17 protein-coding genes are annotated in these 19278 nt (G+C 71.3%); 11 read left to right on the top strand and 6 right to left on the bottom strand.

Annotated elements, in window-relative coordinates; all coding sequences use genetic code 11:
* Window positions 1–36 precede the first annotated feature (36 nt).
* A complete protein-coding gene (locus tag OJ997_RS14960; RefSeq protein ID WP_270025957.1) occupies window positions 37–675 on the top strand; it encodes a PilZ domain-containing protein in 639 nt (212 codons plus the stop codon).
* Here the strand turns inward: OJ997_RS14960 and OJ997_RS14955 are convergent.
* The 4 genes from OJ997_RS14955 to OJ997_RS14940 are packed head-to-tail and all read right to left on the bottom strand — an operon-like array spanning window position 672 to window position 6040.
* Window positions 672–2402: a hypothetical protein gene (locus OJ997_RS14955; protein ID WP_270025956.1), complete on the bottom strand. Its 1731-nt coding sequence runs from the start codon at window positions 2400–2402 to the stop codon at window positions 672–674. The genes OJ997_RS14960 and OJ997_RS14955 overlap by 4 nt on opposite strands.
* Window positions 2335–3708: a hypothetical protein gene (locus tag OJ997_RS14950; protein WP_270025955.1), complete on the bottom strand. Its 1374-nt coding sequence runs from the start codon at window positions 3706–3708 to the stop codon at window positions 2335–2337. The genes OJ997_RS14955 and OJ997_RS14950 overlap by 68 nt, the downstream gene beginning before the upstream one ends.
* A gap of 33 nt (window positions 3709–3741) precedes the next feature.
* Window positions 3742–4161 carry an acyl-CoA thioesterase gene (locus OJ997_RS14945; RefSeq protein WP_372517898.1) on the bottom strand — a complete coding sequence of 140 codons (420 nt, stop codon included), beginning with the start codon at window positions 4159–4161 and terminating at the stop codon, window positions 3742–3744.
* A complete protein-coding gene (locus OJ997_RS14940; protein ID WP_270025953.1) occupies window positions 4151–6040 on the bottom strand; it encodes an ABC-F family ATP-binding cassette domain-containing protein in 1890 nt (629 codons plus the stop codon). The genes OJ997_RS14945 and OJ997_RS14940 overlap by 11 nt, the downstream gene beginning before the upstream one ends.
* A 107-nt stretch (window positions 6041–6147) precedes the next feature.
* Between OJ997_RS14940 and OJ997_RS14935 the strand changes: the two genes are divergently transcribed.
* From OJ997_RS14935 to OJ997_RS14905, 7 genes are all read left to right on the top strand, one after another.
* Window positions 6148–6417, top strand: coding sequence for a hypothetical protein (locus tag OJ997_RS14935; RefSeq protein WP_270025952.1), 270 nt, complete (start codon window positions 6148–6150; stop codon window positions 6415–6417).
* A complete protein-coding gene (locus tag OJ997_RS14930) occupies window positions 6411–7139 on the top strand; it encodes a crotonase/enoyl-CoA hydratase family protein (RefSeq protein WP_270025951.1) in 729 nt (242 codons plus the stop codon). The genes OJ997_RS14935 and OJ997_RS14930 overlap by 7 nt, the downstream gene beginning before the upstream one ends.
* Before the next feature lie 36 nt (window positions 7140–7175).
* On the top strand, window positions 7176–9158 hold the full coding sequence (locus OJ997_RS14925; RefSeq protein ID WP_270025949.1) for an SDR family oxidoreductase: 1983 nt from the start codon (window positions 7176–7178) through the stop codon (window positions 9156–9158).
* Window positions 9159–9214: 56 nt separating this feature from the next.
* Window positions 9215–10015: an aldose 1-epimerase gene (locus tag OJ997_RS14920; RefSeq protein ID WP_270025948.1), complete on the top strand. Its 801-nt coding sequence runs from the start codon at window positions 9215–9217 to the stop codon at window positions 10013–10015.
* 207 nt (window positions 10016–10222) lie between these two features.
* The gene (locus tag OJ997_RS14915; protein ID WP_270025947.1) at window positions 10223–11992 is read left to right on the top strand and encodes an ABC transporter substrate-binding protein; all 1770 of its coding nucleotides are present in this window, start codon (window positions 10223–10225) and stop codon (window positions 11990–11992) included.
* Window positions 11993–12110: 118 nt separating this feature from the next.
* Window positions 12111–12971 carry a sigma-70 family RNA polymerase sigma factor gene (locus OJ997_RS14910; protein WP_270025946.1) on the top strand — a complete coding sequence of 287 codons (861 nt, stop codon included), beginning with the start codon at window positions 12111–12113 and terminating at the stop codon, window positions 12969–12971.
* 363 nt (window positions 12972–13334) lie between these two features.
* Complete coding sequence (locus tag OJ997_RS14905; RefSeq protein ID WP_270025945.1) at window positions 13335–14318, top strand: hypothetical protein; 984 nt, start codon at window positions 13335–13337, stop codon at window positions 14316–14318.
* On the opposite strand, the gene ppk1 is transcribed toward OJ997_RS14905, so the two are convergent.
* Both ppk1 and OJ997_RS14895 read right to left on the bottom strand, forming a co-directional pair.
* Window positions 14315–16354 (bottom strand): polyphosphate kinase 1, encoded by a 2040-nt coding sequence (ppk1, locus tag OJ997_RS14900; protein WP_372517899.1) that lies wholly within the window; start codon window positions 16352–16354, stop codon window positions 14315–14317. The two genes, OJ997_RS14905 and ppk1, sit on opposite strands and share 4 nt — an antisense overlap.
* 136 nt (window positions 16355–16490) lie before the next feature.
* Entirely contained in the window at window positions 16491–17363 is an 873-nt protein-coding gene (locus OJ997_RS14895) for a Ppx/GppA family phosphatase (protein WP_270025941.1), read from the bottom strand.
* A gap of 33 nt (window positions 17364–17396) precedes the next feature.
* On the opposite strand from OJ997_RS14895, the gene OJ997_RS14890 reads away from it, so the two are divergent.
* From OJ997_RS14890 to OJ997_RS14880, 3 genes are all read left to right on the top strand, one after another.
* Window positions 17397–18245, top strand: coding sequence for an ABC transporter ATP-binding protein (locus OJ997_RS14890; protein ID WP_270025939.1), 849 nt, complete (start codon window positions 17397–17399; stop codon window positions 18243–18245).
* The gene (locus OJ997_RS14885; protein ID WP_270025938.1) at window positions 18242–19003 is read left to right on the top strand and encodes an ABC transporter permease; all 762 of its coding nucleotides are present in this window, start codon (window positions 18242–18244) and stop codon (window positions 19001–19003) included. Before OJ997_RS14890 ends, OJ997_RS14885 begins: the two co-directional genes overlap by 4 nt.
* A gap of 85 nt (window positions 19004–19088) precedes the next feature.
* On the top strand, window positions 19089–19250 hold the full coding sequence (locus OJ997_RS14880; RefSeq protein WP_270025936.1) for a hypothetical protein: 162 nt from the start codon (window positions 19089–19091) through the stop codon (window positions 19248–19250).
* The last annotated feature ends 28 nt before the right edge of the window (window positions 19251–19278 follow it).

Here is a 19278-nt window from a genome sequence, read left to right as displayed (position 1 = left end):
CCTGACACCTCCTCCCCTTCGAGATCCGAGCCAGCCATGAACCGCCTGTCCGAGTTCGACTTCGTCACCGTCAACGTCCCGTTCGAAGCGCGCGAAGCGCGCACGCTGGACGTCTTCGACGCCCAGGTCGTCGCCATCGTCGGCGCGACCGCGGCCCTCGAGTTCGTCGACCTGGCCGACCAGGCACGCCTGCCTGCGGTCGTACGCGGGTCGCTCGTCACCTATCCCACGGACAGCGGGCTGATGGCGCTCAAAGGCACGCTCGTGCACCGTCGCGACACCGGCGACGTGCGCTTCACCGTCGCCGACGGGATCGGGCTCAACCGACGCAGCGCGACCCGCATCAAGGCCGACTACCGGATGCGGATCGGGCACATGAACTCGACCGAGGTCGTGACCGGGCGCAGCGTCGACGTGAGCGCGGACGGCGTCCTCGCGACCACGCCGCTACGGGCGAACGTCGGCGACGACCTGCACGTCTCGATCGACGTCGACCCGGACGCGCCGCCGGTCAAGGCCGTCGCGCGCGTCGTGCGCGTCACGCCCGGCGAGCTCGCGATGCAGTTCGACCTCGACGAGCGCACCGCGCGCGCCCAGCTCGGCCGGATCGTCGTCGACCACAACCGCGAGTTCCTGCGCCGCCGGCGCGAAGCGCTCCAGCTCGTCGAGTTCTAGGCGGAGATCCGGCTCGCGGCACGGGCGATGGCCTTCGCCGCCGCGGGCCGGTCCTTGCCGCGCTCGTAGCGGCGCAGCTGTCGTTGGAGGGTCAGGTTGGCGGCGAGCTGCCGGTCGACGGCGCGCGTGCTCGCCCCCGCCGCGACGAGCGCCGCGCGGTGCGCGCGAAGGTCCACGCCGAGCCGGCGGCTGGCGCTGCGCACGGCGGCGACGCGCCGTGGGCTCAGCCGCTTGACGGCGGCCGACAGCCGGCGCTGGCTCGCGAGGACCCGGGCGGCCGCACGCTCGACCGCTGACGTGCGCGACGAGGACAACGGAGCCGCGTCCGCCCCGCGGGCGCGTGAGTCGGGCGCGGGGAGGGCCGTCGGCTCGGGCGTCGCGATCGCCACGGGCGTGGGCGTCGTGGCCGCGGGCGTCGCAGTCGCCGTCGCCGTCGCCGTGGGCGTCGCAGTCACCGTGGCCGTCGCGGTCGCGGTCGCGGTGGGCGTCGCCGTGGCGGTCGTGGTCGCCGTTGCCGTGGGTGTCACGGTCGCGGTCGCCGTGGGCGTCGCCGTCGGCGTGGGCGTCGGGGTCGGCTCCGCGCCCGGGGCGAGGCCCGTGTCGGTCACCGGCCCGGAGACGAGCCACGGCGCGAGCGGCGTCCGATCGCCCAGGCGGAACTTGATCGTGCCCTCCACGTACGGGCCGCAGTCGCGCTTGAACGAGATCCACAGCGACTTGAGCTCGCCGCGGAGGATGTTGAGGTCGTGCACCGTGTAGCTGCCGGGGCCCGAGCACGCGGAGCCGCCGCTGGCCTGGCTGAACGCGGGTCCGAAGCTGGTGAACGGGCTGGAGTAGGTCGTGCCGGGCGCGAGGATGTCGCCGCTCGACGGCTCGAAGCGGAAGTTCCTGCGCGTGGAGTCATCCTCGCCCTCGACGTCGATCCGGGCGCGGGTGCGGTTGACCTCGAGGAGCCAGGACGCGTCGGGCCCGAGGCTCGACGTGCCGTAGCCGGGCCAGGTCATCGTCACGCCCGTCTCGCCGCCGTAGGCGAAGCCCTGGAGCGGCACGTCGGTCCGCGCACCCGTGCTGTCGGTGATCCGCAGCCACGCGCGCTGGGTCCCGGGCGCGGCCGCCTTGTACCCGAGCGTCACGGTGCACGGAGCCGCCGCGGCGGCGCAGCCGTTCGTGCGCACCGGGAAGTCGCTCGCGCCGGCGCCGATCACCTCGACGGCCTCGATCCGCCCACCCGCGGGCGCCACGCGCACGGGCACGTTGCGACCCGTCTCCCCCACGTCGACCGCCGGCCAGCGCACGAACCCGGGCACCGCCCGCGGCCCGGTTGCGGCGGGCTGGCCGATCCGGATCTCGCCGAACATCGACGGCTCGTGCTCGCAGTTCTGGCGGAAGATGATCCAGGCGCGCTCGACCGTCCCGTCCGGCGCGACGGCGATGTCGCGCACCTCGAACTCGCCGACGGCCTCGCACGCGCGCGGCTCGCTCCAGATGTCGATCTCCGGCCGCCCACGCACGTAGCTGCGCCCTGCCCGCGCGTACACGCCGGGCACGAGCGGCTCGCCGTTGGGCGCGGCGAGCGTGAAGAAGAAGATCTCGTCGTACGGGCCGCCTTCGACCACGAGGTCCAGCGCGCCGTCAGGACGCAGGCGCGGCTGGAAGAAGTCACCCGCGCTCGCGTCGAACGTGCGCGCCACACCCGCCCCGATGTAGTCGCCGGGCTCGCTGACCACCGTCACCGTCGACGTCGCGCGCTGCGGCCGTCACGGCCGGCGCGGGCGGCCCCGCCACCACGGCCGCGCGATCGGTCGCGCCGACCCGCGCGACCATCCACGGCGCGGGCGGCGTCGTGTCGCCCGCCCGCCACTTCACGCGCCCGCGCGTCCCGTTCGGGTTGTCCTGGCAGTGGTGGTCGAACGAGATGTCGAGCGTACGCACGCCGTCCGCGTCATAGGTCAGCTCGTGCACGGTGAACGTCCCGCCGTGCCGCTCGCACCAGCCGAGCGCGTACAGCTCGATCCCGCCGCTGTACGTGCGCCCGGCCTCGAGCGGCGCGCCCGTCAGGTGCAGGTTCCAGTTGCGGTCCTCGGCGTCGATGACGCTCACGTTCAGGCCGCGGCGCGGTCCGTCGACGTCCGCCCAGCGCGCGTCCGAGTACGCCTCGGCGCCGTACGCGTACCGGTTGCCCAACGGGTCGCTGTCGATGACGAACGACCGCTGGCCGCCGTAGGCGAAGCCCTGCACCGGCACGTCGGTCGTCCCGCCCGCGGCGTCCGTCACCCGCAGCGTCGCGAGCCGCGTCCCCGCCGACTTGGGCATGAAGCGCACCCACACCTCGCACGCCGTGCCGGTCGCCACGGTCGCGCCCGAGCAGCGATCGTCGCGCACGACGAAGTCCGCGGCCGCGGCGCCGGCCAGCTCCGCGCGCACGATCCGCCCGCCCGCCGCCGGCTTGGCGACCACCTGCACGGTGGGCCCGCCCCAGCCGACGTCGACCGCGGGGAAGCGCGCGATGGTCGGCATCACCTGCGGCCCGACAGCCGCCGGCGCGCCGATCCGGACCTCGCCGAACAGCCGCTGGCGACCCTGCTCGCAGACCTGCTCGTACAGGATCCACGCGCGCTGGACGGTCCCGTCCGCGCCGATCGCGAGCTCGCGCACCTCGAACGAGCCGCTCGCGAAGTTGCACGCGCGACCGTCGCCGTGGATCTGGATCTTCGGCTTGGCCGGGTCGCCGAAGTTCTCCGCGCCGGTGTAGACGCCCGGCACCAGAGGCTCACCCCGCTTGGCCCCGAACTCGAGGTCGAAGTTGTCGCCCTCGGGCCCGCCGTTGACGAACACGTCGATCGCGTTCCCGTCGTCGGCCACCGTCGCGCCCACCCAGTCGCCCTCGGCGGTGTCGTAAAGCCGGTGCGCGCCCTTGCCGATCGACTCTCCTCGCTCGCTGACCATCGTCACGTGTCCGGGCACGACGGCCGCGCTCGCGGGGGCGGCGAACAACCAGGTCAACAGCACGATGAGCGGGGCGGCATAACGCATGGCGACCGCGCCTGTACCCGGATCGCTCCCCAGTTAGGCTTCGTTCACAAGCGCCTGTAGCGCGGCGCGCATCCGGCCCGTGATCTCGGCTGGCCGCCGGGTCTCCCGGTCCACGAAGACGTGCACGAACCAACCCGTCGCGGCGGGCTCGTCGGCCTCGCCGTCGAACAGCGCGAGCTCGTAGCGCACGCTCGAGCGTCCCAGCTCAGCCACCCGCAGCCCGGCTGTGACCACCGACGGGAACGCGATCGCGGCCGCGTAGGTGCAGTGCGACTCCGCGCACACCCCGAGCACCGGGCCCGCGTGGATGTCCAGCCCGCCCTCGCGGATCAGGTACTCGTTGATGACGGTGTCGAAGTACGAGTAGTACTGGACGTTGTTGACGTGCCCGTAGACGTCGTTGTCCATCCACCGCGTGGGGATGGACAGCGTGTGCGGGTACTCAGCTCGCAACCGTCTCCCACTGGGCGTACAGCGCCTCGAGCGTCTTCTTGGCCTCGGTGTGGCGCTCGGTGGACTTGGCGGCCGAGCGCGGGTCGTTCCACGCTGACGGGTCGGCGAGCTCCGCCTCGAGCGCGGCGAGCGCGGCCTCGGCCTTCTCGATCTGCGACTCGAGCTTCTTGGCCTTGGCCTGCTCGTTCTTGGACCGGGCCACGGGCTTGGCGGCCGGCGTCGGAGCGGCCGCGGCGGCGGCCTTCGCCGGCGCGGACTTCTTCGCCTGCTTGGCGGACTTCGCGGCGTCCGCGCGCTCCTCGCGCACGCGCACGTACTCGGGCCAGCCGCCGACGTAGGAGTGCAACGTCTGATCCTCGAGCGCGACGGTGCGCGTGCCGACGGCGTCGAGCAGCGCGCGGTCGTGCGACACCAACACGAGCGCGCCCTGGAACTGCTGCAGCGCGGCTTCCAGCGCCTCGCGGCTCTCCAGGTCCAGGTGGTTGGTCGGCTCGTCGAGGATCAGGACGTTGGCGCCGCTGCTGACGAGGATCGCGAGCGACAGCCGTTGACGCTCACCGCCGCTGAGCCCGTCGAGCGGCTTCTCCGCGTCCTCACCGCTGAACAGGAACTTGCCGAGCAGCGACCGCGCGTTGTTGGGCGTGAGCTTAGTCGCGCGGACGCAGGCCTCCAGCACGGTGCGTCCCTGCTGGAACTCCTCCGCGTGCTGGGCGAGCAGCCCGAGGTTGACGTTGTGCCCGCGACGCAGCTTGCCGGCGTCGAGCTCGCGCTTGCCGGTCAGCGCCGAGATGAGCGTGGACTTGCCGGAGCCGTTCGCGCCGACGAGCGACACGTGCTCGCCGCGCTCGAGCCACATCTCGGCATCGTGCAGCAGCGTGCGCTCCCCGATCTTCAGCGTGCCGTCCTCGAGCTCGAAGATCACCCGCCCGGAACGCTCCGGCGGCTTGAACGCGAACCCGAGGCCCTTGCTGTCCTTCGGGTCGGTCGTGAGCTTGTCCATCTTCTCGAGCTTCTTCGCGCGCGAGGAGGCCTGCTTGGAGCGCGTGCCGGCGCTGAAGCGGTCGACGAAGCGCTGGAGCTTGGCGATCTCCGCCTCCTGCTTCTCGATCGCGCGGCCCAGGGCCAGCTCGCGCTGGGCCTTCTCGGCCCGCCAGCCGTACCAGGTGCCTTTGAAGAACTTCGAGCGCCCGCCCTCGAGCTCGAGCACGGACGTGCCGACGGCCTCGAGGAACCAGCGGTCGTGCGCGACGAGCACGACGGCGGCGTCGAGCTGCTGCAGGTGCGCCTCCAGCCACTCGAGCGACTCGATGTCGAGGTGGTTGGTCGGCTCGTCGAGGAGCAGCAGGTCGGGGTCGCCCGCGAGCGCGCGAGCCAGCGACGCGCGGGTGAGCTCACCGCCGGAGAACGTCGACAGCGAGCGCTCCATGTGCGCGTCGCGGAACCCGAGCCCGTGCAGCGTCGAGTTCACGCCCTCGCGCCAGTTGTACCCGCCGGCGTGCTCGAGCTGGGTCTGCGCGCGCGAGTAGGCGTCGAACACGCCCATGTCGCCCTCGGCCATCTTGCCCTCGAGCGCCGTGAGCTCCTCCTCGAGCTCGATCAGCTCCTTGCACCCGCCGAGCACGTAGTCGCGCAGCGTCAGGTCACGGTCGCGCGGCGGGCGCTGGTCGTGCAGCTTCACGCGCACGCCCTTGGTGAAGGCGAGCTCGCCGCCGTCGATCCCGGTCTCGCCCGCGAGCATGCGCAGCAGGGTCGTCTTGCCCGAGCCGTTGCGCCCGGACAGGGTCAGCCGGTCCCGGCGCTCGAGCTTGAACGACACACCCCGGAGCAGGGGCTCGCCCGCCATGTCCTTGGCGAGATCAGACGCGATCACAACAGCCATCGCGGATGAGGATAGGGGCGCTTCATGTGCGCGGCGGGCTTCGCCGGCGCGTGCCCATTTCGGCTTGGGGAATCGCTTCGCGGATTCCCTGGGGTACCATGCCCCGCATGGTCCGTACGGCGCTCCTCACCCTCTGGCTGCTCGCGCTCAGCGCGCCCGCCGCGCTCGCGTATCCCGGCAAGGACGGCGGCGAGGGCACGTGGGGCCTTACGAACGACCGCGTGGTCACGATGGCCGGCTTCCTGATCATCGGCGGCTTCCCCGTCCTGATCCTCGTGCTGTCGATCGCCTACCACCGGCTCGAGAACCGCCGCCTGCGCCGCTGGAACGCCGAGAAGGCCCGCCGCGCCCGCGCGGATCTTCGCGGCGGTTGGTAGTCCGCTACGAGCGGAGTGGTACCGCGGCGGTCGTCACCATCGACCGCCCGGAGCGGCACAACGCCGTAGACGGAGACACGGCGAAGGCGTTGCTGGACGCCTTCAACCGGTTCGTCGAAGACGACGACGCGGCCGTCATGGTCCTCACCGGCGCGGGCGAGAAGGCCTTCTGCGCCGGCGCCGACCTGAAGGCGCTCGACACGCTCGACGCCGACGCGCCCGGCGGCCCGATGGGCTTCACGCGCCTGCTCTCGCCCAAGCCGACGATCGCCGCGATCTCCGGGCACTGCGTCGCGGGCGGCCTCGAGCTCGCGCTCTGGTGCGACCTGCGCGTCGCCACCACCACCGCCACCTTCGGCTGCCTCGAGCGCCGCTGGGGCGTCCCGCTGATCGACGGCGGCACGCAGCGCCTCCCGCGCGTGATCGGCACCGGCCGCGCGCTCGACCTCGTCCTCACCGGCCGCACCGTCGACGCGGAGGAAGCCCTGTGGATCGGCCTGATCACGCGCCTCGTCGACCCGGGCGACCACGTCACGCGCGCGCTCGCGCTGGCCGAGGAGATCGCCGCCCACCCGCGCGCGACGACCAACAGCGACCGCCGCGCACTGCTCGAAGGCGAGACGCTCCCGCTCGAGCAGGGCCTCGCCCTGGAAGCCGCCCTCGGCCGCGAGCGACTCACCGCCGCGCACGACGGTGCGCGGCGATTCGCCCAGAGAAAGTAGGCTCCGCTCCGTGAGCGGTCACGGAGGGAGAGAGCGTTGACGAACTATTTCGTCACTGGCGCCACCGGCTTCATCGGTCGCCACCTGGTCGAGCGCCTGCTCGAGCGTGAAGGTGACATCTACGTCCTCGTACGCGAGGGCTCCCGCGAGAAGCTCGCGACGCTCGTGGAAGGCTGGGGTCAGGCCGACCGGATCAAGCCCGTGCTCGGCGACCTCGCGCTGCCGAACCTCGGTGTCGAGACCGAGCTGCCGAAGATCGACCACTTCTTCCACCTCGCGGCGATCTACGACATGTCCGCCGACGAGGCGAGCAACACGCAGATCAACGTCGGCGGCACCCAGCACGCGGTGGACCTCGCGAACCGGCTCGACGTCGGCCGCTTCCACCACATCTCCTCGATCGCCGTCGCCGGGCTCTACGACGACGGCACGTTCAACGAGGACATGTTCGACGAGGGCCAGAAGCTGGCCCACCCGTACCACCGCACCAAGTTCGAGTCCGAGCGGCTCGTGCGCGAGCGCGTGAAGAGCCCGCTGCGCATCTACCGCCCGTCCATCGTCGTCGGCAACTCCAAGACCGGCGAGATGGACAAGATCGACGGTCCGTACTACTTCTTCAAGCTGCTCCAGAAGGTCCGGCACGCGCTGCCGGAGTGGTTCCCGCTGATCAGCCTCGAGTGGGGCTGGACGAACATCGTCCCGGTCGACTACGTGGCCGCCGCGATCGACCACATCGCCCACAAGGAAGACCTCGAGAGCAACACGTTCCACATCGTCGACCCCAAGGGCCAGCGCGTCGGCGAGGTGCTCAACACGTTCGCGGAGGCCGGGCACGCGCCGCGCGCGGTCATGCGGATCGACCGCCGGGCGCTGCAGAACCTGCCCAAGGGCGTGCTGTCGTTCGCGCTCAAGCTGCCGGCGCTCAAGCAGATCCGCGGCAACCTGCTCGCGGATCTCGGCATCCCGGACGAGGTCGTGGAGTACATCGCGCTCACGTGCCGGTTCGACTCGCGGGACGCCCAGCGCGCGCTGCGCGACAGCACCATCACCGTCCCCTCGCTGCCGACCTACGCGCACAAGCTGTGGGACTACTGGGAGCGGGTCCTGGACCCGGACCTCTACAAGGACCACTCGTTCGAGGGCGCGGTCAACGGCAAGACCGTGATCATCACGGGCGCGTCCTCCGGCATCGGCCGCGCCGCGGCGCTGAAGATCGCGGCCGCCGGCGGCGTCCCGATCCTCGTCGCGCGCACGCTGGAGAAGCTCGAGGAGGTCAAGGCCGAGATCGAGGCCGCGGGCGGCACGGCGTACGTCGCGCCGTGCGACCTCAGCGACTTCGAGGCGATCGAGGACCTCGTCGAGAAGCTGCTCGCCGACCACCCGCGGATCGACATGCTCGTCAACAACGCGGGGCGCTCGATCCGCCGCTCGGTGGCGCTCTCCTACGACCGCTTCCACGACTACGAGCGCACGGTCCACCTGAACTACCTCAGCCCCGTGAAGCTGATGCTCGGCCTGCTCCCGCACATGCGCGACCAGGGCGGCGGGCACATCGTCAACGTGTCCTCGATCGGCGTGCAGACGAGCCCGCCGCGCTTCAGCGCCTACGTCGCCTCCAAGTCGGCGCTGGACGCGTTCACGCGCGTGGTCAGCTCGGAGACGATCGGCGACAACGTCACCTTCACGACGATCCACATGCCGCTCGTTAGAACTCCGATGATCGCGCCGACGAAGATGTACGACTCGTTCCCGACGATCTCCCCCGAGGAGGCCGCGGACCTGGTTTGCGAGGCGATCCGCGCCAAGCCGAAGCAGATCAACACCAAGCTCGGGACGTTCGGCGAGGTCGCGTACGCGCTCGCGCCGAAGGCCGTCGACCAGATCCTGCACCTCGCGTACCGCGTCTTCCCGGAGTCGACCGCCGCGAAGGGCGGCGGCAAGGACGGCGGGGAAGGCGGGGACAAGGCCTCGGGCGAGGCGACCGCGCTGGCCTATCTGATGCGAGGCGTGCACTGGTAACGCTCACCTCCGGCGGGCTCGAAGCCACGTTCGAGCCCGCCGACGCCCTGCACTGCGTGTCACTGCGCCACGACGGCGAAGAGCTGCTCGGCGACGTGACCGCGCACGTGCCGGACCGCCCGTGGGCGCGCGGCATCCCGCTCCTGCACCCGTGGGCGAACCGGCTGGGCGGGTTCGCCTACATGTTCGACGGCACGCCGGTCGAGCTCGACCCGGCCGACCTGTACCTCGAGGAGCACGGCCTCCCGTTGCACGGCCTGCGGCGCGCCGTCACCGGGTGGGCGCTGACCGAGCACACGGACACGCGCGCGGCAGCCGCGCACCGGGTCGAGGGCTTTGCCGGGTTCCCGTTCGACCACGAGATCGCCCAGACCGCCGAGCTGGACGCGCGGCGGCTGACGATCACCACGACGATCAGGGCGGGCGAGCGGCCGGTGCCGATCGCGTTCGGCCACCACCCGTTCTTCCAGCTGCCCGGTGTCCCGCGCGCGGAGTGGGCGCTCACGCTGCCGGTCGCGGAGCGGATCGTCGTCGACGCCAACCTGATCCCGACGGGCGAGCGCACGCCGGCCGGCGCGCTCGACGGCCCGCTCGGGGACCGCACCTTCGACGACGGCTACACGTACGGTGGCACCGGCGCGTTCGTCCTGGAGGGCGGCGGGCGCCGGATCGAGGTGGCGTTCGAGGACGGCTACGCGTACGCGCAGGTGTTCGCGCCGGCGATCGCCGACATCGTCTGTTTCGAGCCGATGACCGCGCCGGCCGACGCCCTGCGCCATGGACCGGATTCCGTTCCTTCGGGCGGAACCTTCAGCGCTCGCTTCAGCGTGACTATCGACGCCGTGTCAGAGCGCTGACGAAACGCGTAGACACCGCGTCAGTAACTTCGGCGCACCTAGGGTTTCCGGCACTTACCGGGAAGGAAGCCCGCACGCGTGGTACTGGCCCTCGACGTCACTTTCACTCGCTACCGTGCTGGGCAGATCGGTGGTCGTCTTACGGGTTGGCGGGGGCCACACCCGGAGCCGACCGCATTTCTTAGGTTCTAGGAAAGGACGCTCTACATGCGTAGGTCCGCGTGGACCACGGGGGTCGCCATGCTCGCGGCCCTTTCTCTCGGAGTCGCTGCTTGCGGCGGCTCGGACAGCGGTGACGACGGAGGCGACACGCCGACGGGCCAGGCCACGCCGCCGGCGCAGGCCAAGACGGGCGGCAAGCTCGAGGTGCTGTGGGCCGGCGACGTCGACTTCATCGACTGCGGTCGTACGTACTCCCAGATGGGCTCCTTCATCTGCTTCTCGACGCAGAAGCCCCTGTACTCGTACAAGCCGGATGATCCGGTGACGATGCAGCCCGACCTCGCGGCGAGCCTCCCCGAGGTGTCCGAGGACGGCAAGACCGTCACGATCAAGATCAAGCCGGGCGTCAAGTACTCCAAGCCGTACGACAAGGTGGTCACGTCCGCGGACGTCAAGTACGCGATCGAGCGCGGCTTCTTCTCCTCGGTGGCCAACGGCTTCACCACCTCGTACTACGGCGACCTCGAGGGCGCCAAGGTCGGTGCCGATCCGGGCACGAAGATCAAGGGCATCGAGACGCCGGACGACACCACCCTGGTGCTGAAGTTCAAGCGCCCGGTCGGCGGCGTCATGGCCGCGGGCGCGCTCGCCTACCCGGCGACCGCTCCGGTGCCGGAGGAGTACGCGGAGAAGTTCGACGCCGAGCCGCAGTCGACCTACGGTGAGAACCAGCTCTCGACCGGCCCGTACATGATCGAGAACGACGCGTCGGGCAAGTCGATCGGCTACGACCCGGGCAAGCGCATCCACCTCGTGCGCAACGACAACTGGGACAAGTCGCTCGACTACAAACCGGCGCACCTGGACGAGATCGACAACCTCGAGGGCAACGACGACGTGGGCATCGCCTCGCGCAAGATCCTCGAGGGTCAGAGCATGATCGCGGGTGACTTCACGCCGCTGCCGGAGAACCTGAAGTCGGCGCTGGACAACACGCCCGACCAGATCAAGCTCGCCCCGCCGGTCGGTGGCCGCTGGATCGCGCTCAACACGACGATCAAGCCGTTCGACGACGCGAACATCCGCAAGGCCGTCAGCGCCGGCATGGACCGCAACGCGCTCCTGCTGACGCGTGGTGGCAAGACGGTCGGCGACATGGCGACGCACTTCCTGCCGCCCGGAACGGCCGGCTTCGAAGAGGCCGGCGGCGCCGAGGGCACGGGCGTGGACTTCCTCTCGGCCGACGGCGCGCCGTTGCCGGACGTGTCCGCCAAGTACTTCAAGGCCGCGGGCTTCGCGTCCGGCAAGTACGAGGGCACCGAGAAGCTCCTGATGGTCGGCTCCAACGCGGGTGTGGCGGCCAAGACCGCCGAGGTCGCCAAGGAGAGCCTGACGAACATGGGCTTCAATGTGCAGCTGCGTCTGGTCGAGCCGCAGATCATGTACACGCGGTACTGCAACGTCCCGAAGGCGGACGTGGCGATCTGCCCGAACGTGGGCTGGATCCGCGACTTCGCCGACGGCCAGACGATGCTGTCGCCGACGTTCGCGGGCAAGAACATCCTGCCCGAGGGCAACTCGAACTGGCCGCAGCTCAACGACGAGGCGATCAACGCCAAGATCGACGAGGCCGAGATCGCCCCGGTCGACCAGCGCGCCCAGCTGTGGGGCGAGGTCGACAAGATGGTCACGGCGACCGCGGCCGCGATTCCGTGGATCTGGGACAAGCAGGCGCTGATCCAGTCCAAGAACGTCGCGGGCGTCATCGCGGAGAACAACTCGCAGTGGGACCTGGCCTGGACGTCGTTGAAGTAGCTCTGACGTCGGGTTAACCCGAGACTTTGCGGCCCCGCACCCTGCGGGGCCGTTTTGTTTAAGCCCCGCATAGGGTCGGCTTCAGAGTCGCTTAGGGACTTGGTCGATGCTCATCGACATGCCCACCGCTTCGCCGCCGACCCCGGACGCGACGCTCGGCGACGGCCTCGGAATCTTCCTCCAGCGCATCGCCCGCACGCGCCTCCTGACACCCGCTGAAGAGCTCGAGCTCGCCCGCCGCATCGAGCGCGGCGATCTTGAAGCCAAAGACCGCATGATCGAAGCCAACCTGCGGCTCGTCGTCCACCTGGCCAAGCGCTTCCAGCGCGAGGACTCGGGGATGACGCTGCTCGACCTGATCCAGGAAGGCACGATCGGGCTCGTGCGCGCCGTGGAGAAGTTCGACCACCGCCGCGGCTTCCGGTTCTCCACCTACGCGACGCTGTGGATTCGCCAGGCCATCGGCCGCGCGATGTCCGAGAAGGGCCGCACCGTCCGCCTGCCCGTGCACGTCGGCGACCGCGTGCGCAAGCTGCAGGCCGTCGAGCGCCGCCTCGCCATGGCCCTCGGCGCGACCCCGACCCCCGTCGAGGTCGCCGACGCGCTCGAGTGGACCGAGGCCGAGGTGGCCGACGTCCGCCGCATCGCCATGGCGCCCGTCTCGCTCGAAGCCCCCGTGGGCGACGACGGCGACGCCGAGCTCGGCCACCTGCTGGCCGACGAGGGCCCGACCCCCGAGGAGTCCGCCGCGGTCTCCCGGATGCACGCCGACCTCGGCACCGTCCTGGCGGGCCTGGGCGGGCTGGAACGCCGTGTCCTCGAGCTCCGCTTCGGCCTCGGCGCCGAGGCCCCCCACACGCCCGGCCAGGCGGCCCGCGTGCTCGGCATCACCCCCCGCCGAGTCCGCTGCGCCGAAGACCGCGCGCTGCGTCACCTCCGCGCCTCGCCCGCCACGGGCGCGCTGCGCGACGCGGCCTAGACCCGAACGTGTCAACCATGAGCCGGTACGCCGCTTCCCCGAGCGGCGTGCCGGCTCGACTCGTTGAGGGACGGAAGCTGCGAGGACACCGTCGGGCGCCGGCGCGCTTATGGGCGGGGGGTGACGAACAAAACGGTCCTGTGAGGACGCTTTTGTTCCGCACCCCCTGCGAAACCGGCCCGAGCCATCAAACGAGGGAACGCTGCGCGTTCCACAGTCCGGGGAACCCGGCTCACCCGCACACACCACACCCGCCGCGACGGGTCAAGCGACTCGCCGCGAAGCGCGAGTTGCTTGACGCGGCGCCCGCGGGTGTGGTCAGCCGTTCACGCGTCCCGAGCGCGGGTGCGCCATGATCCCGCCGTGCCCGGCCGCTACGCGCTGATCGCCGCATCTGCCGGGGACGAGGACGCGACCGCGCTCGCCGGCATCCTCGGCGACCCCGAGCGGGGCGACTTCACGGTCGAGCGCACGGACGAGCCTGACGCGATCGCGCGTTTCCTCGCGGTACGGACGCCGGACGACGTCGTCCTGGTCCTCACCGACGGCGTACCCGTCGACGTCAGCGGCTGCCGGAGCACGCACGTGCTCGTGCTGGCCACGGACGAGCGGACCGAGCTCGACACGCGCCCCGGCCGCGCGCTGATCGCCGGCGCGCCCACCCGCGCCGTCGTGCGGGCCTTACGCGACGGCCGGGCCGACGGCAACGCCGACGGCGAGGTCACCGCGGGCGAGCTGCACAACCGCATGAGCCACACGCTCCAGCTGCAGCTCCATGACGGGCTGGAGACGCCGTTCGTGGTCTCACGCACCAGGCGCAAGCCACGGCAGGCGCCCGCCGACGATCGCGGCTCGTGGGACCGGGACTGGCGCCGCGGGTGCGTCGTCGCCGGTGTCGTGGCGCTGCTGGGCTCGCTGCCGCTCGCGTGGATGTTCGGAGCCACGGGCCTCGAGTACGCGTTCGGGGAGGGCACGGCGTGGCCGAGCCGGATCGTCCCGCTCGCCTGCCTGGCCGCCGCGCTCGCGGGGATCGTGAACCTCGCCACACGCCGCGGCGGCACGTGGATCGTGCTGCTCGCGAGCATCGGCGCCGGCGCGCTCTGGGCGTTCCTGAATCGATTCGAGGCACCCGACCCCGGCCTGGGGACGCTGTTCGCGGGCGCGGGCCTCGCGCTGCTGCTCGTCGGCGCTTATGACGCCTTACGCAAATGGCCCGAGACGGTCGGCCTGGCGTGCGCCGGCGGCGCGATCGTGGCGTACCAGCTCGCCGGCCCGCGCAACTGGGTCTGGATCGTGCTCGGCGCCGCCGCCCTGGCCGGCGGCGCCTTCGCGTTCCTGCGGCGCTAGTCCTGCGAGGCCTGCGCGCGCGCTTCGGCCGCGGCGGACGAATGCGCCGCCATCAGCTCCTTCTGCACGTTGCGCGGCTCGTCGCCTTCCGGGTGGCGGCGGGTCCACTCGCCGTCGGTCCCGAGGTCCCAGAGGTTCGTGTTGTCGGCGAAGCAGCGGTCCAGCGTGTCCACGAGCTCGGAGCGCAGCGTCTCGTCGCGGATCGGGGTCAGCAGCTCCACCCGGGTGTCCAGGTTGCGCGGCATCAGGTCCGCCGAGCCGATGTAGATCGTGCTGTCGTCGCCGCGCTCGAAGGCGTAGATGCGCGAGTGCTCGAGGAAGCGGCCGACCACCGACACGACGCGGATGTTCTCCGACACCCCGGGCACGCCGGGCTTCAGGCAGCAGATCCCGCGGACGTTGATCTCAACCTCAACTCCAGCCTGAGATGCGCGGTACAGCGCTCGGATGCACTCCTTGTCCACGAGCGAGTTCATCTTCATCCGGATCCGCGCCGGCTTGCCCTCGGAGTGCCGCTTGATCGTGCGGTCGATCTCCTCGATCACGCCCTGGCGCAGGTGCGCCGGCGCCACGAGCACCTTGCGGTAGCCGCGCGGCCGGGCGAAGCCGGTGAGGAAGTTGAACATGTCGGCGACGTCGTTGCCGAGCTGCTCGTCGCACGTCAGCAGGCCGAAGTCCGTGTACAGGCGCGCGGTCTTGGCGTTGTAGTTGCCCGTGCCGACGTGCAGGTAGTGGCGGACGCCGTCGCCCTCACGGCGCACGACGAGGATGCACTTGGCGTGCGTCTTCAGCGACGGCAGGCCGTACACGACGTGCACGCCCGCCTCTTCCAGCGCGCGGCCCCAGGTGATGTTCGCGCGCTCGTCGAACCGCGCCTTGACCTCGACGAGGCACACCGCCTGCTTGCCGCGCTCCGCCGCCCGGATGAGCGCCGGCACCAGCGGCGAGTCGTCGCTCGTCCGGTACACGGTCTGCTTGATCGCGAGCACTTCCGGGTCGTTGACGGCCTGCTCGACGAACCGCTCGACCGACGTCACGAACGAGTCGTACGGGTGGTGGAGCAGGATGTCGCGCTTGCGCATCGCGCCCAGCACGTCAGGCTGCTCCTCCTCGTCGGGCTGCAGGAGCGGCTGGGTGACCGGCGACCACGGCGGGTCGCGCAGCTCGCTGTAGCCGGACAGGCCGACGATCGACCACAGGTCCTTGAGGTCCAGCAGCCCGTCGGTCTCGAACACGTCCTCGGGCTCGACCTCGAGCGCCCGCGTGATCTGCTCGCGGATCGCCGGGCTCATGCCCGCGCTGACCTCCACCCGCACGGTCTCGCCGAAGCGCCGCGCGCGAAGCTCCTCCTCGACCGCCTGCAGGAGGTCGTCGGCCTCGTCGGAGACCGTGAAGTCGGCGTCGCGGGTGACGCGGAAGACCGCGTGGTCGAGGATCTCCATGCCCGGGAAGAGCACGTCGAGGTTCTCGGCGATCAGCTCCTCGAGCGTCACGAAGGTGCGCCCGTCGCCGACCGGCACGAACCGCGGGAGCATCTCCTTCGGCACCTTGACCCGGGCGAACGTCTCGATCTCCGAGATCGGGTCGCGGACCATCACGCCGAGCGACACCGACAGGTTCGAGATGTACGGGAACGGCCGGCCGAGGCCGACCGCGAGCGGCGTCAGCACCGGGAAGATCTGCCGCCGGAAGCGCTCGTCGAGGTCACGCTGCTGGCGACCCTCGACCTCGTCGTAGCCGACGATCCGGATGCCGTGCTCGGCCAGCGCGGGCCGCAGCTCCTTGTGCAGGCAGTGCGACTGGCGGACGATGTGCTCGCGCACGACCTTCCGCAGCGCGTCCAGCGTCTGGCTCGGAGTTCGCCCGTCCTGCAGCGGTTTCTCGATGCCGGCGTCGATCTGATCGTGCAGACCGGCGACGCGGACCATGAAGAACTCGTCGAGGTTCGACGAGACGATCGCCAGGAACTTCAGCCGCTCCAGCAGCGGCGTCTCCGGGTCCTCAGCAAGCTGCAGGACGCGGTCGTTGAACTCCATCCACGAGGTCTCGCGGTTGAAGTACAGGCCCGGATCGGTGAGATCCGGGGCGGCGGTCGGTGTCTCAGGAGGGCTGGTGACGTCGGTCACAGACTCGAATGATCGCACCGAAGGTGCGGAATCCGTGAACGACTTGTTACATCCCCGCGAGGTCGAGCAGCACACCTTCCCGTAGACCGCCGCGCGCGATGTGCAAAGGCTGACCCAGAAGCTGCCCGGTGGCCTCCAGCGCGAGCAGCCCGGCGGGCATCAGCCGCACCCGCTGCGGGTCCAGCGCGAAGCGCGCCGCGACGTCCACCGCCGGCCCGGTCGTGAGCTCCCGCAGCGCCCGCTCCAGGCTCTCATGGCCGAGCACGTCGCCGACCAGCCGCCGCAGCGAGGCGGCGCTCCCGCCGACCGCCACGGCCACGTCGACCGGCGGCGGGTCGATGTCCGCGAGCATCTGGGACGCGTGGAAGCGCACCTCGTCGAGCTGGTCGCGCGAGGGTGGGTCGTCGCCCAGATAGGCATCGGCGAGGAAGCCGGAGCCGAACGCGAGCGAGCGCCACCACTCCACCCCGCCGTCGACCGTGCCGATCGCGATCTCGGTCGAGCCGCCGCCGACGTCGACCACCGCGACCCGCCCCGCGAGCGGCTGCTCGAGCGTCTTGGTCGCCCCGAGGAAGGCGAGCCGCGCCTCCTCCTCGCCGTCCAGCACGCTCACCTGCACCCCGCCGTGCTCGAGCATGGCGCGGCAGAACTCCTCGCGGTTGGCGGCGACGCGGATGCACGCCGTCGCGACCGTCCGGATCGACTGCGCGCCGGCCTGCTCGGCGAGCGCCACCTGCTCGGCCACGACTCCCGCGTTCTCGGCGATCCGGGCCGCCGGGATCGCCCCGCCGGGCGTCAACCCGCGGCCCAGCCGCGTGAACGCGCGCCGCTGTAGGACCTCCGTCAGGCGTCCCTCGCGGGCGTCCGCCACGAGCACGCGCGTGGTGTTCGTCCCGATGTCGATGCAGCCGCAGAGCATGTGAACGTCCGCGATGTTGCCATGATGGAGGCGATGACGAGGGGAGTCCCCGCGATCGAGGTCACGGGCCTGAGCAAGGCGTACGGCTCACTGGCTGCCCTCCGGGGGGTCGATTTCACCGTGGCCCGAGGCGAGGTCTTCGGCCTGCTGGGGCCGAACGGCGCCGGTAAGACGACGTGCGTCGAGGTGCTCGAGGGCTACCGCCAGCGGGACTCGGGCGAGGTCCGCGTGCTCGGCCGCGACCCCGGCGACCGCGAGCTGCGCGCCCACGTCGGGATCGTCCTGCAGAGCTGCGGCACCTACCCGCATCTGACCGTCCGCGAGACCGTCGCCCACTGGGCCGCGATGTACCCGCGCCCGCGCCAGGTGAACGAAGTGCTCGCGCTCGCCGGCCTCGACGACTGCGCCGATCGCCGAGCGCGCCGGCTCAGCGGCGGCCAGGCCCGGCGACTGGACTTCGCGCTCGCGCTGGTCGGCGACCCCGAGCTGATCTTCCTCGACGAGCCGACCACGGGCTTCGACCCGGCCGCGCGCCGCGCCGCCTGGGACGTCATCCGCGCGCTGCGCGACCTCGGCAAGACCGTGCTGCTCACCACGCACTACCTGGACGAGGCGCAGGCGCTGGCCGACCGCGTCGCGATCCTCCAGGACGGCGTCATCCTCGCCGAGGGTCCGCCCGACCAGCTCGGCGCGTCCCGCTATCGCGTCGCCTGGCGCTCCGCCGACGGCACGCTCGAGGAGCGCTTCACGGAGGACCCGACGGCGCTGCTGCACACGCTGACCGCCGAGGCCGTCGCGCGCGGCGAGTCGCTCGAGGACCTGAGCGTCACGCGCCCGAGCCTCGAAGACGTGTACCTGGAGCTCACGGAGGCCGTCGCGTGACCGAAGCCGTGCCCTGGTGGGGCTCGGCGTGGCGGCAGTTCCGGCTCGAGCGCCGGATGTTCTGGCGCAACCCGACCGCCGCCTTCTTCGGCGTCCTGCTGCCGCTCGGCCTGCTGGCGATCTTCGGCGCCGTGTTCGCCGGCCGTGACGAGGACCTGGCCGTGATCGTGCCCGGGATCGCCGGGATGAGCGTGATGTCGGCGACGTTCACGTCGCTGGCCTACAACCTCACGACCCTGCGCGAGCGCGGGATCCTCAAGCGCCTGCGCGGCACGCCGATGCCCACGTCCGCCTACCTGGCCGGGCTGGCCGGCAACGCGGTCGCCAACGCCGCGCTGCAGCTCGTGATCGTGATCCTCGCCGGGAAGCTCATCCTCGGCGTCGACTGGCCGCGCGACTGGGGCTCGATGGCGCTGTTCGCCGCCGCGGGCGTCGTCTGCTTCACGTTTCTGGGCGTGGCGCTCGCCCACGCGATCCCGAACCCGGAGTCCGCGCCCGCTTACGTGAACGCCGTCTTCCTCCCGCAGATCCTGATCGCGGGCGTCTTCTACGACGCCGACGAGGCGCCGCAGATCGTCCGCGACATCGCGCAGGCGCTCCCGCTCACGCATCTGGTCGAAGGTCTCTCGGGCGCGATGATCGACGGCGAGGGCGTCGCCACCCACAGCGTCTCGCTGCTCATCCTGGGCCTCTGGGGCCTGCTCGGCGCGATCCTCGCCGTCCGCGGCTTCTCCTGGGAAGCCCGTCGCGACCCGTGACGTTGCACGCGGTCCGCTTGACGGTATAGGGTCACGAAACGAACAACCCCGTCCAAGGAGAGGGATGGCAGCCTTATCGGGCTGGATGCAGTTCGTCGTCGCGCTCGCCATCGCGGGCGTGCTCGTGGTGATCATTCGCCTCGCCGGCGTGCCCGGCGCGTGGGCGCCGCTCGTCATCGGCGGTGTGCTCGGGCTGATGACCGCGCTGGTCGCCGGCGCGCCAAGAAGCGAGGATCGCGAGGGCTGACCGGAACCACGGCGGCAGCGGTCGCGTA

It is taken from the genome of Solirubrobacter phytolaccae, assembly GCF_027587195.1.
Taxonomy (GTDB): domain Bacteria; phylum Actinomycetota; class Thermoleophilia; order Solirubrobacterales; family Solirubrobacteraceae; genus Solirubrobacter; species Solirubrobacter phytolaccae.
Note: the sequence above shows the minus strand (reverse complement) of the source record. Positions and strands in the feature narration are given on the sequence as shown.